Source organism: Flavobacterium granuli (assembly GCF_031456055.1).
GTDB lineage: Bacteria > Bacteroidota > Bacteroidia > Flavobacteriales > Flavobacteriaceae > Flavobacterium > Flavobacterium granuli_A.
This window is the reverse complement of record NZ_JAVDTX010000002.1, coordinates 64,595-77,903: the sequence shown is the minus strand read 5'-3', so window position 1 is coordinate 77,903 and position 13,309 is coordinate 64,595. Positions and strand designations below refer to the sequence as shown.

Genomic DNA, 13,309 nt, shown 5'->3' with positions numbered 1-13,309 from the left:
AAACGTGAATTACAAAGTTAGTTTTTAAATGTTAATTTTAAATGTAAATTATTGTTAAATAACGTCAACAAAAACTGTGCCATTTTTAACATAATAACCATAAACGATGCTTTTCGTTTTAAAGTATATTTCAATCTGTTTTTTTTCTCTTTTTTTATAATTTCTTAAAAACAACCCATAAAAAGAAAAATGTGCACGTATAACAGCCCAACAATGAGTGAATTGACCTCCAAATACAAATTTAATCCCAGCAACACCATCCAATACCAACCTAGCCATAAGAACCTGAAAAAGAGCTTTTTGTGGTAAATTCTTCGTTAACATTAACAACGAATTTCTAAAATTTAGAAAAGTTTTTTGCGGGTTGGATTGTTGCAAAGTAGCCCCACCAACATGATAAACAACTGATTCTGAATTATATTTAATCTCATACCCCTTATTAAGAGCACGCCAACACAAATCAATTTCTTCTTGATGAGCAAAAAAATCTTCATCAAAACCTTTCAATTCCTTATAAACAGTAGATCTAATAAAAAAACAAGCTCCAGACGCCCAAAATATTTCAGCTGTATCATTATACTGTCCGTTGTCTTTTTCCAAAGTATCAAAAATACGACCTCGACAAAAAGGATATCCAAATTTATCAATATATCCACCGCCTGCTCCAGCATACTCGAAATAGTCTTTCTTTTTGAAGTCCAATATTTTGGGCTGAACAATTGCTGTTAGGGGTTCTGATTCAAAAGTTTCTAAAATGGGTTTTAGCCAATTTTCAGTCACTTCAATATCTGAATTTACAAGAGCGTAGATTTCTGCATCTATATACTGTAGAGCATCGTTATAACCGCCTGCAAACCCTTTATTAGATTTGTTTTGTATGATTTTTATCGTTGGGTAATTGTTTTTTACAAATGCAATTGATTCATCTGTCGAGGCATTATCGGCAACATACACGGTTGCTTCGGGAGAATATTGAATTACGAAAGGTAAAAACTGTTCTAAAAGTTTTACCCCATTCCAATTCAGTATGACTACAGCTATTTTTTCCAAGGAAGTTTATTTATATTTTTATGAATTCGAAATTAATATTCAAAAGTTTTTTTTTCTATATTCTATTCTCTATATTCTTTTTTGTCTCACTATAATCAGGCAGTTCTTTCAAAAACTCATATTTCTCGTTTTCGAAATCCATTAAACAAAAATAATGATTTAACCCATTGGTGACCATCAAAAATTCGGCTTCCAAAGTCATGTTATATCTTGCAATTTGGTCAAAAGTGGCCTGAGAAATTTTAACTCCAGGAGCTTTACATTCGATTAATATAAAAATAGTGCCATCCGGATTAAAAACCACAACGTCATAACGCTTTCGCAAACCATTGACCATTAAAACTTTCTCAACATTGATCAAAGATTTTGGATATTTTTTTTCTTCCAATAAAAACTGCACTACATGTTGGCGAACCCATTCTTCGGGTGTGAGAATGATGAATTTTTTCCTGATTCCATCAAAAATAGATACTTTATTTTCGCTATTTTTGAAACGAAAAGTATAGAAAGGAAAATTGAGTTTTTGCATTAAGCAAAAGTATTAAATAAGTTTTAAGGTTTTAGTTTTTCAAATCTAAAATCTAAAATTTGAAATCTAAAATTGAAAATGGACGAAGTTATAAAGATTGTTAATGATATTAAGGCAGGAAATATAAAACCTATTTATTTTTTGATGGGAGAGGAGCCATATTATATTGACAAACTATCAGAATATATCGAGACGAATGTTTTATCCGAAGAGGAAAAAGGTTTCAATCAAACCGTTTTATACGGTAGAGATGTTAGTATAGAGGACATTGTATCTACTGCAAAACGTTATCCTATGATGGCCGATCGGCAAGTGGTTATTGTGAAAGAAGCACAAGAATTATCTAGAACAATCGACAAAATAGAAAGTTATGTCGAAAACCCAATGCCTTCAACCGTTTTGGTATTTTGTTATAAATACAAAACTTTAGATAAACGAAAAAAAGTTACCAAACTTCTAGCCAAAAACGGAATCGTTTATGAAAGCAAAAAATTATACGAAAATCAAGTAGGCGATTGGATAAAAAGAGTTTTAGCTGGAAAAAAATACACCATTGAACCCAAAGCTTCTGCAATGTTGGTCGAATTTCTAGGAACTGATTTGAGTAAAATCAACAATGAACTAGAAAAACTGCAAATTATATTGCCTGCGGGAAGTGTTATTTCTGCCAAGGATATAGAAGAAAACATTGGGTTCAGTAAGGATTATAATGTTTTTGAATTGCGAAAAGCCATTGGCGAACGCGACCAACTAAAAGCCTACAAGATTGCCGAGAATTTTGCACAAAACCCAAAAGACAATCCACTAGTAATGACAACTGGTTTGGTTTTTGGCTTTTTCATTCAATTATTGAAATACCACGGATTGAAGGATAAAAACCCTAAAAATGTGGCTTCGGTATTGGGCGTTAATCCTTTTTTTCTAAAAGATTATGATGTTGCTGTCAAAAATTATCCGATGAAAAAAGTGAGCCAAATTGTGGCTTCACTACGAGATACCGATGTAAAAAGTAAAGGCGTTGGTGCCAACAGTTTATCACAAGCCGATTTGTTGCGAGAAATGCTTTATAAGATATTCAATTAAACAATTACAAGATGTTTGGCTACACTAAAAAATTCAATTTCATAATTGGTTTACTTCTTACTGTAAATTTTGCTATGGCTCAAAACTCAAAAATAAACACCATCCGATATGCCTCTTTTGATGCCTATCCCGTTTATTTGAAAGATGATCTAGGTGTCGTTTATTCAACTGACAAAACCACAATCAAATTATGGAGTCCTAATGTTGAAGAAACCAAAATCAACCTATACAAACAAGGTAATGGAGGCGAAGCTATCGCAACTAAAAATTTAGATTACGACCCTAAAACCGGAGTTTGGAGAATTGTTTTAGACGGTAATTATCATAGCACCTATTATACATTACAAGTAAAAAACAAAGGAAATTGGTCTAAAGAAATGCCCGATCCTTACGCAAAAGGAGTAGGGGTAAATGGGAATCGCGGTTTAATATTCGACCCAAAACAAACCAATCCTTTTAACTGGGAAAAAGACAAACAGCCTCCTTTAAAATCATTTTCGGATATTATACTGTATGAAGCACATGTTCGGGATTTTTCTATTGATCCTTCGTCAGGAATAAAAAACAAAGGAAAATTTCTTGGACTAACTGAAAAAAACACCAAAAATACTTTTGGAGAAGCAACAGGATTAGACCATTTACAGGAATTAGGGATTACCCATTTGCACTTGCTTCCTGTATTTGATTACAAATCTGTTGATGAATCAGCATTGGATAAAAAACAATATAACTGGGGTTATGATCCTCAGAATTACAACTCTTTAGAAGGATCATATTCAACCAATCCTTTTGATGGATTAGTGCGCATTAAGGAATACAAACAGATGGTTATGACTTTGCATGAAGCTAAAATTCGTCTAGTAATGGATGTCGTTTATAATCACACCAGTTCTACTGATATTTTTGACCAATTGGTTCCAGGTTATTATTACAGAAGTTGGCCAGACGGTAAACGTTCGGACGCAACGGCTTGCGGAAATGAATTTGCCTCAGACCGAATTATGGCTAGACAATTCATGCTGGAATCGCTAAAATATTGGGTAAAAGAATATCATGTAGATGGATTTCGATTTGATTTAATGGCCGTGCATGATATTGAAACAATGAATATCATTTCTAAGGAATTAAAGAAAATTAATCCGAGTATTTTTCTTTACGGAGAAGGATGGACAGCTGGTGACTCACCTTTACCTATAGAAAAAAGAGCCTTGAAAAACAATGCAAAAAAACTAAATGATATTGCCGTTTTCTCAGATGACATTAGGGATGCCGTAAAAGGACATTGGTCTAATGTTACCGAAAAAGGTTTTGTAAGCGGGAATCCAAATTACAAAGAAGTAATTCAATTTGGGATTGTAGCATCCACGAATCATCCTCAAATCAAATATGATCTTAAAAGAGGTTATGCACAGTTTCCATATTCAGACAGCCCTACAAAAGTCATTGGTTATGTTTCCTGTCACGACAATAACACTTTGTATGATAAACTAAAAATCGCAAACCCAAAAGCAACCGAAAAGGAGTTGGTACAAATGGACAAACTGGCAAATACCATCATTTTAACCTCACAAAGTATTCCTTTTTTACATATGGGCGTTGAAATGAAGCGAACCAAAATGGAAGTAGAGAACTCCTACAAATCACCAGACAGTATCAATAAAATAGACTGGAACTGGAAACACGAAAATAAAGAATTGGTTCAATACTATGAAAGCCTGGTTGCTTTAAGGAACAACCATCCCGCATTCAAAATGACATCTGAAAAAATGATTCAGGAACATTTGGAATTTTTAACAATAAATGATTTCTTATTAGTTGGATACACTTTAAAAAACAATGCAAATGGTGACAAATGGAAGAACATCAGAGTCTATTTTAATGGAGATGAAAAAGAAGTCAAACAAACCATTGAAGGAACTTGGAAAATGGTTTGTAATGGAGAAATTATTAATCAAAATGGGATAGAAACAATTAAAAATCAATCAATAACAATTCCGAGGAGAAGTGCTGTAATTTTGTATCAGGAATAACTATTTTAATTAAAAAATGTTCTAAAAAATACCGATATTTGCACCTTTCTAAAAACAAATACTACAATTATGGGAATGAATAAAAATACTATTTTAGGATGGGCTACCCTTATAATGACACTCATGGGATTGTTGCTTATAGGATTAGGCATTTTTAAATACAGAGATGTTTCTGGCTGGGGGTTCGGCGCAGTTGGAATTGGATTTTTTGCCATTGCTTGGGTATTTAGTTCCCTAAAAGGTAGATTGTAATTTACATTCAAAACAATAATTAATTCACACAATAAATACATTTAAATATGTCAGACGATAAAAAAGTAATTTTCTCAATGCAAAAATTGAGTAAAACCTATCAAGGAGCAGACAAACCCGTTCTTAAAAACATTTATTTGAGTTTCTTTTACGGAGCTAAAATCGGTATTCTAGGTCTAAATGGTTCTGGAAAATCTTCACTTTTGAAAATTATTGCAGGAGTTGACAAGAACTACCAAGGAGATGTTGTTTTTCAACCAGGTTACACTGTTGGTTATTTAGAGCAGGAACCAATTTTGGATGATTCTAAAACGGTTTTAGAAATTGTTCAAGAAGGTGCAGCAGAAACGATGGCCGTTTTGGCAGAATACAACCAAATCAATGATTTATTTGGTCTTGAAGAAAACTATTCTGATCCAGATAAAATGGACAAATTAATGGATCGTCAAGCTGCGTTACAAGACAAAATTGACGCTCTTGGGGCTTGGGAAATCGATACCAAATTAGAAATTGCAATGGATGCTTTGCGCACACCAGATGGTGATACACCTATAAAAAACCTTTCGGGAGGTGAGCGCCGTCGTGTAGCTTTATGTCGTTTGTTATTGCAACAACCTGATGTATTATTACTTGATGAGCCTACCAACCACTTGGATGCTGAATCGGTACTTTGGCTAGAACAACATTTGGCACAGTATGCAGGAACAGTAATTGCTGTAACACACGATAGATATTTCCTTGATAATGTTGCGGGTTGGATTTTGGAATTGGATAGAGGAGAAGGTATTCCTTGGAAAGGAAATTACTCTTCTTGGTTGGATCAAAAATCAAGCAGAATGGCATTAGAAGAAAAAGTAGCTTCTAAACGTCGTAAAAACTTAGAACGCGAGTTGGACTGGGTTCGTCAAGGTGCGAAAGGCCGTCAAACCAAACAAAAAGCACGCTTACAGAACTACGATAAATTATTAAACGAAGATCAAAAACAACTGGATGAAAATCTGGAAATCTATATTCCGAATGGTCCTCGTTTAGGAACCAATGTTATTGAAGCAAAAAATGTAGCCAAAGCTTTTGGAGACAAATTATTGTATGACAATTTAAATTTTACTTTACCACAAGCTGGAATTGTTGGAATTATCGGACCAAACGGTGCTGGTAAATCAACCATTTTCAAAATGATTATGGGAGAGCAAGCTACAGACAGCGGAGAATTTTCAGTTGGTGAAACCGTAAAAATTGCTTACGTAGATCAGGCGCACTCCAATATCGACCCAAATAAATCCATTTGGGAAAATTTTGCCGATGGTCAGGAATTGATCATGATGGGTGGAAAACAAGTTAATTCAAGAGCTTATTTATCACGTTTTAATTTTGGTGGTGGTGAGCAAAACAAGAAAGTATCTATGCTTTCGGGTGGAGAACGTAACCGTTTACACTTAGCAATGACATTGAAAGAAGAAGGAAACGTTCTTTTACTGGATGAGCCAACGAATGATTTGGACGTGAACACACTTCGAGCATTAGAGGAAGGTTTAGAGAATTTTGCAGGTTGTGCCGTAGTGATTTCGCACGACAGATGGTTCTTGGATAGAATCTGTACGCATATTCTAGCTTTCGAAGGAGATTCTGAAGTATATTATTTCGAAGGAGGTTTTACCGAATACGAAGAAAACAAAAAGAAACGTTTAGGTGGTGATTTAACTCCAAAACGATTGAAATACAGAAAATTGATTAGATAATATTTTTTTTATAACTGGAAAGCCTCAAATTTCATTACAATTTGAGGCTTTTTTGTATATCTTTATTTTAGAACTGAACAAAAAAAAGGGTGCTCACAGAAAAGCACCCTTTTTCATTTTAGATAAAAAAACTAATCATTTTTTTTACAAAAATCCATCATCATGTCATAGTTCCTTTTTAAACCAATTATTACAAATACGAAAACAACTACTATACTGACCGCATCATTTTACTATGAATAGAGTGATGAACCTCTTGTAAAAAACAAATATTATGATGTGTCAAAATTAAGGCATCAATATGTGAAAAGAAATGACATTTATCATATAATCGAATTATTCTAAAAATTTCATTTTTAACTCTGGAGTTGGTACCATACAGCTTTCTTTTTTACCATACCATCTATATCTGTTTTTTGCAATGTAGTCGTATAATAGGTTTCTGATTCCGGCTGGGATAATTTTAAAAAAAGTCCCAAAATGCCAAAATCCATCAAGATTTTCTGAAATTTGAATAGCTGCCGAGGATTTGTAATAGTAAGCAACTCCCGGTTCATACAAAACAATGCTATCAATATTTACAGAATTGATTCCGATGTGATTTAAAATTTCTTGCCCTAATTCCGATTGTAATGCCACGAATCGAAACACATCATTCTTATCATGTTCAATTACAAATTGCACTGCTGAATTGCAAAGATTACAAACACCATCAAAGAGAATTATTTTTTTATCGAGAGGGAGGTTTTGCATTATTCTTATTTTATGCTACTTTGAAACTGAATACTAAAACTTTTAATTGAATACTATTTTTTACCTGCTTCTACAAACTCCAAATCATCCAAACTAACTTTCGAAGTAAACAATCCATAATTAACAACCGCTTTGTTTTTCTCAATCTTATCGATACTTCCCACTGATTTACCATCCAGCATTCGTACTCTATCTCCAACTTTTAGAATAGGTTTTGGCTTTTCGATTACAGGTTTTAATTTCTTTTCTTTCTTTTCCTTGCGGATTTCTTCCACAACAACGGTAACTTCCTCGATAATTTCTTTTTTCTTCTGGATTATCGCTTTAGCCTCTTTTGGAGTAGCTTTTTTGCGTTTGGAGTTTTCAATTTCAATGATTTTCAAAAACTCTCCAATCAGGTCTTTTTTATTTTTATTATTGAAATATTTCTCGGCGATATCCTCTATTTTTTGACCAATGTAAATCGTCTTTTGATTACTATCGTACAATTCTTGATAGCTTTCCAGTTTTTGCTTGATTTTGACATTGATATTTTCCATTTTTTTACTCTCTTCACGAGCTCGAGTTTCTTCCTCTTTGAGGTTTGTGGACGTTTTTTCTAATTTCGAGCGTTCCTTTTGTAAATTGGCTATCGTTTTGTCAAAACGAACTTTTCCTATCTCAATTTTCTTTTTGGCACGATTAATTAAGCTAAAAGGGATTCCATTTTTCAAGGCCACTTCAAAAGTAAAAGAGCTTCCCGCTTGTCCCAAGACCAATTTATACATCGGTTCTAATGATTTTTCATCAAATAACATGTTGGCATTGGTAGCAAAAGGTAATTCATTAGCTAGAATTTTTAGATTCGAATAATGCGTAGTGATTAATCCGAATGCTTCACGATGATAGAACTCTTCCAAAAAGATTTCCGCCAATGCTCCTCCTAATTCAGGATCTGAACCTGTACCAAATTCATCTATCAAAAACATGGTTTTCTTATTGCACTTTTTCAAAAAGTAGTTCATGTTTTTCAAACGGTAACTATAAGTACTTAGATGATTTTCAATAGATTGGTTATCTCCAATATCTGTAAGTATCCTATCAAATAAAAACGTTTCACTACGTTCATGAACAGGAATCAACATACCCGACTGCAGCATCAACTGTAATAAACCAACGGTTTTCATCGAGATAGTTTTACCTCCAGCATTAGGTCCAGAAATAACAATTATTCTGTTTTCTTGACTTAATTCAATTGTTTGTGGGTGTGTAACTTCCTTTTTTTGTTTGTTATTTAAATACAAAATAGGATGGTAGGCATCCCTGAAATAAAGTCGGCGCTCTTCGGTAATAGTCGGCAAAATTCCGTTGATTCTATTGGCATACTTTGCTTTGGCTGCAATCACATCAATATCACTCAAGAAATCCTGATACTGAATCAGCAGAGGCAAAAACGGACGAACCGCATTCGATAGTTGTTTTAGAATTCTTGTGATTTCTTCTTTTTCCTCATATTCCAAATTATTTAGTTCGCGAGAATATTTAAGCGTATTTTCGGGTTCTATATAAGCAATACTTCCAGTTTTGGAACTTCCAAGGATGGAACCTTTCACTTTTCGTCTGTACATCGCCAAGACGGCCAAAACACGACGATTTTGCACAAAACTCTCTTTGATATCATCCAGATAACCCAAGCTGTTATACTGAGTTAATGCTGAACCAAAACTCTGATTCAATTTTCCACGAACCAAATTCATTTCACGGCGTATTTCTAAAAGTCTGGGAGAGGCATTGTCTTTTATCTCTCCGTATTTATCCACCACAGCATCGACAAGCGTGATAATTTCTTTGGTAAGTTGAATTCCGGAACCTTTGGCACAAAGATTCGGGTAATAATCATTGAATTTATTTAAAAACGTCAAAAGAACATTCGTCGTTTCTGAAATTGTAGCAATCTTTCTAAAACCACCCACTTCCAGAAAACTGTCTTCGATTGCCAGAAATTTTATTTCGTATGTAATAGCATCAAAGCCGTGATTTGGTATAGCATTGTTATTTTGGAAAGAGGAAACATACTCCGAGGTCTGCAATAATGCACTCATCAAAGTTTCTTTATCTCTAAAAGGAGTTATTTCCAAGGCTTTTTGTTTCCCTATGTCGGTATTACAAATTTCGGAAATCGTTTCGAGAACCGTAGGAAATTGTAAATCTTGTAACGTTTTTTCGGTAATGGAGATCATTTAATAATTTGATTTTACTTTACAAAAATAAGGTTATTTAAGAAAGAAACATAACCTTATTTTGCAGAGATTACAGGAGATAAAATCAAGAAGATTTGATTTCATTTATTGTTTTTAGTTTTAATCATTTTGTAAATCTCTTTAAAATCTTCATGTATCTTTGCGAAATAACTTTTGAATATGAACCTCAACTTAAATCCTTCTTGGCAAACTATTTTATCAGACGAAATAGAGAAACCTTATTTTCATGAATTGATGGATACTGTTGACCAAGAATATCAAAATTCGGTTTGTTTTCCTCCAAAAGAGTTGATTTTTTCGGCTTTCAATAATTGTTCTTTTGCAAATATAAAAGTGGTCATTATCGGCCAAGATCCGTATCATGGTGATGATGAAGCCAATGGTTTGTCTTTTTCGGTGAATGATTCGGTACGAATTCCGCCTTCGCTGCGGAATATTTTTAGGGAATTAACAACCGATTTGGATTCTATTTTTATGCCAAATTCCGGAAATTTGGAATCTTGGGCAAAACAAGGCGTTTTATTACTCAACGCATCGTTAAGCGTGAGAAAAGACAATCCAAACAGCCACAAACACCTCAAATGGAATATTTTTACTGACGCTGTTATTCAAAAAATATCAGAAGAGAAAGAGAATGTAGTTTTTATGTTATGGGGAAGCTTTGCGCAAAAAAAAGGGGCAAAAATAAATCGGGAAAAGCATTTCGTTTTGGAATCAGGGCATCCTTCGCCTATGAGTGCTAACCAGGGGAAATGGTTTGGAAATAAACATTTTAGTCAGGCGAATTTGTATTTGGAACAAAAGGGCTTAGAAAAGATTAATTGGTTGTAATTTCAATTAAAAATAAAATATCTTGATTTGCCGTTCCTTTATGGTGGCGCTCCCAGGTCATTTTTATTTACTCCAATGTCAAGGCTCCTAATATTTCTTCGGACAAGAAGGGACCTCCTGGATATTTTGCTGTATAATCGAGGTTTAACCATACCTGACCACGCTCATCGATATGATAATTGAGCTGTTTTCGATGGCTTTCTTCTGGAAATAATATGTTTTTGATCAGAAAGTTAACTTTTTCAAGATCACTTTTATTTCCGATTAAAATTTCTGGATAGATATGACCTTTAGTATGAATCAATCTAGGTGTGCCTCCGATGGAGCGTATACAAGCGGACATCAAAATGGAATGGTCGTCACAATCTCCCGAAAAATAAAGCAACGATTCGTGAGCCGTAGCGATGTAATCACCATTTTTTGGGTCGTTTACATAGTTCCAACGGCTATTTATTTCTTTGAAAACAGCGAAACACTGAATTAAATTCCTGTAATCAGAATAGCCTCGAATTTGCTTAAAATGCTTGGTCGTTGCCATTATGGCAAAGTTTCTCACTTTTGGACTCTCGTATTCAATTGCTCTTAAAATCTCATTCTTATTGGGAAACGGCAACAATTTGGCAACAATAATATCCTGAGGAAAAGGATTATTGTTCATTGAATACATCATCGAATTGTAGTCCTCGAAAACGGAATTAAAAGTAAAACTGCCGAATAAACTGCCATAAATAAGTACTAAAATATACAATGCCAAACAAATTATCATTATCGTCCTCAATGCATACAAAACTCCATAGACAATGACAAAAACGATAATAAAAAGCAATATTCTATCTAAACTAAGATACCATATAGGATCTATTAAATTTTGATGAAGTACTATAAATAAAGGAATTGTAATGAAGATGCTTAAAAAAAAGATAACAAAACGATCCCAAGGTTTTTTCAACTGAAACTTGGATCTTATTTGATAAAAATTCTCTTTATTAAGTTGTATCATAATACCCAAAAGCTGGGGCTTAAATTGCTTTTTGTAAAAGTAGTTTTTTTTAAGATACTGAGATAGTAAGTTTCTAAGTTTCTAAGAGCCTTAGTAACTTAGAAACTTACTATCTCAGCAACTTACTTACACATTAATATCCTTAAAATCATTCAAAATAGCATAACGAATCATATTGGTAAACGCTTCATTGTCTAATTTTGGGATTTCGAGAATTGAATTCAGCAAAGTGGTGTCGTACTCGTTTGGATTGGTAATAAAATAAGGCTTTAAATGCTTACCAATGCTTTCGTAATAAAGCTTTTCGATAGTGTTTTTGTATTTGAAATCAAGCGGATTTTTGATTAAAGTAAAATTGGTATAACCCACTTCTTTCATAATCAACTGCAAGCCTTTCACAATATTGAAGCTTTTGTCATTTACGATGTTCAGCTGTTCAATATCATCACGTTCGAAAGTATTTACAATCACTTTGGACACATAATCGACCGGAATAATATTCAAACCCGTTTCTTCATTGATAATAAAACGAACATTTTCTTGCTCGCCTTTTCGCTGAGAGGTAAAGTGGAAGAATTTCGCCAAAAGATAAAAAACCATGTATTTTGGAATGAAATATGGGCTTTCGGTTCCTAGCATTTTGCCTCCAATAACACTTGGTCTCAGAATTTGAAAAGGCAATCCCAATCGTTTACATTCTTTTGCAATGAAATTCTCTGAATGAAATTTGGCATCCTCATACGCATTGCGATGCTCTGGTGTAAAATCCAGATTATGAAAATCATTATCAATCAGTCCACCACGAATTCCTGATGAAAACGCAGTTCCTATGTAAATGAATTTCTTTATAAAAGGATGAAAAGTTTTGAAAAGCGATTTGGTAATTTTGGCATTTTCATCAAAAATTTTCTCTTTTAAATTCTCATCCGTAGACAGATTGACATAACCTGCGGAGTGGATAAAGTATGCTCCTTTTATTTTTTCTGAAAAAGTATCTTGAAGATTCGCCAAATCCGAATCTATAATTTCGATATATTGATGCAGTTTTTTCAAACCACTTTCTCGTAAAATTTGTGGGGTGTAATCACTAGTCAAAAGTTCATTAACACGATCTAAAGCGCTAACTTTTCCTTTATTTCTGGCAATAATAAATAATTTTCCGTTATTATTTTGTTTGATAAAAAGCTCCAGAATATCATACATAATATGCGATCCCAAAACTCCAGTTGCTCCAGTAAGTAATATTTTCATTGGTTCATTTTTCGAAATGCAAAGATACTTTTAAAAAAAGGAATCAGGAAGTTTAAAATAAGTACTCAAAAATAGACTTATTTTAATAAATCATCATTGTGTTTCTTAGACAAACATGGTTCAGCAAAATCTAATATTTCTGATTCAAAATATTCATTTAAAAAAAATTTCACTACAGAATAATTGACATCTTTCTTTATTTCTACAACAAAATACTTTTCATTTAATCCTTCAGACAAGCAATCCATTAATTTGAGTTTTTCTCTAATGATTTCCTTATCATAATCATCTTTTAAAATTACAACCTGAATTATTGAGTTTCCTGAAATTGAAATTGTTTCTTTATAAACAACAGCCTCATCATTTTCATCATATTTAGCGTAGAAAATATCATCTGTCGCGATAAGAGGTCCATAAAATGGAATGCTATCTAATTTATAAATTCCTTTTTCTAAATCAATTATTTCCGACCACATAGTTTCAACCACTTCTTCATCTAAAACGTCACTATGATATCGGAATAAAATTTTTGCATGAGTTTCTGCCATCTT

12 protein-coding genes are annotated in these 13,309 nt (G+C 33.3%); 5 read left to right on the top strand and 7 right to left on the bottom strand.

Annotation, left to right across the window (positions count from 1 at the left end):
- Window positions 1–54 precede the first annotated feature (54 nt).
- Both J2W95_RS04630 and J2W95_RS04625 read right to left on the bottom strand, forming a co-directional pair.
- The gene (locus J2W95_RS04630) at window positions 55–1,050 is read right to left on the bottom strand and encodes a glycosyltransferase family 2 protein (protein WP_310004422.1); all 996 of its coding nucleotides are present in this window, start codon (window positions 1,048–1,050) and stop codon (window positions 55–57) included.
- Between the two features lie 55 nt (window positions 1,051–1,105).
- Window positions 1,106–1,579: a type I restriction enzyme HsdR N-terminal domain-containing protein gene (locus tag J2W95_RS04625; RefSeq protein ID WP_310004420.1), complete on the bottom strand. Its 474-nt coding sequence runs from the start codon at window positions 1,577–1,579 to the stop codon at window positions 1,106–1,108.
- A gap of 78 nt (window positions 1,580–1,657) precedes the next feature.
- Between J2W95_RS04625 and holA the strand changes: the two genes are divergently transcribed.
- The 4 genes from holA to ettA all read left to right on the top strand — a co-directional run bounded on the left by holA (window position 1,658) and on the right by ettA (window position 6,683).
- Window positions 1,658–2,662 (top strand): DNA polymerase III subunit delta, encoded by a 1,005-nt coding sequence (gene holA, locus J2W95_RS04620; protein WP_310004418.1) that lies wholly within the window; start codon window positions 1,658–1,660, stop codon window positions 2,660–2,662.
- Between the two features lie 11 nt (window positions 2,663–2,673).
- The gene (pulA, locus tag J2W95_RS04615; RefSeq protein ID WP_310004416.1) at window positions 2,674–4,692 is read left to right on the top strand and encodes a type I pullulanase; all 2,019 of its coding nucleotides are present in this window, start codon (window positions 2,674–2,676) and stop codon (window positions 4,690–4,692) included.
- A 69-nt stretch (window positions 4,693–4,761) separates the two neighbouring features.
- Window positions 4,762–4,944 (top strand): CAL67264 family membrane protein, encoded by a 183-nt coding sequence (locus J2W95_RS04610; RefSeq protein ID WP_310004414.1) that lies wholly within the window; start codon window positions 4,762–4,764, stop codon window positions 4,942–4,944.
- 47 nt (window positions 4,945–4,991) lie between these two features.
- A complete protein-coding gene (gene ettA, locus J2W95_RS04605) occupies window positions 4,992–6,683 on the top strand; it encodes an energy-dependent translational throttle protein EttA (RefSeq protein ID WP_310004412.1) in 1,692 nt (563 codons plus the stop codon).
- Window positions 6,684–7,019: 336 nt separating this feature from the next.
- Here the strand turns inward: ettA and J2W95_RS04600 are convergent, their stop codons facing one another.
- Together J2W95_RS04600 and J2W95_RS04595 are read right to left on the bottom strand one after the other, a co-directional pair.
- Window positions 7,020–7,436, bottom strand: coding sequence for a thiol-disulfide oxidoreductase DCC family protein (locus J2W95_RS04600; RefSeq protein WP_310004410.1), 417 nt, complete (start codon window positions 7,434–7,436; stop codon window positions 7,020–7,022).
- 53 nt (window positions 7,437–7,489) lie between these two features.
- Window positions 7,490–9,655 carry an endonuclease MutS2 gene (locus J2W95_RS04595; protein WP_310004408.1) on the bottom strand — a complete coding sequence of 722 codons (2,166 nt, stop codon included), beginning with the start codon at window positions 9,653–9,655 and terminating at the stop codon, window positions 7,490–7,492.
- Window positions 9,656–9,835: 180 nt separating this feature from the next.
- On the opposite strand from J2W95_RS04595, the gene ung reads away from it, so the two are divergent.
- On the top strand, window positions 9,836–10,507 hold the full coding sequence (ung, locus tag J2W95_RS04590; RefSeq protein WP_310004406.1) for a uracil-DNA glycosylase: 672 nt from the start codon (window positions 9,836–9,838) through the stop codon (window positions 10,505–10,507).
- Between the two features lie 67 nt (window positions 10,508–10,574).
- Here the strand turns inward: ung and J2W95_RS04585 are convergent, their stop codons facing one another.
- The 3 genes from J2W95_RS04585 to J2W95_RS04575 all read right to left on the bottom strand — a co-directional run bounded on the left by J2W95_RS04585 (window position 10,575) and on the right by J2W95_RS04575 (window position 13,306).
- A complete protein-coding gene (locus J2W95_RS04585) occupies window positions 10,575–11,507 on the bottom strand; it encodes a transglutaminase-like domain-containing protein (protein ID WP_310004404.1) in 933 nt (310 codons plus the stop codon).
- Between the two features lie 126 nt (window positions 11,508–11,633).
- Entirely contained in the window at window positions 11,634–12,758 is a 1,125-nt protein-coding gene (locus J2W95_RS04580; protein ID WP_310004402.1) for an SDR family oxidoreductase, read from the bottom strand.
- 77 nt (window positions 12,759–12,835) lie between these two features.
- Window positions 12,836–13,306 carry a DUF4265 domain-containing protein gene (locus J2W95_RS04575; RefSeq protein WP_310004400.1) on the bottom strand — a complete coding sequence of 157 codons (471 nt, stop codon included), beginning with the start codon at window positions 13,304–13,306 and terminating at the stop codon, window positions 12,836–12,838.
- Window positions 13,307–13,309 lie beyond the last annotated feature (3 nt).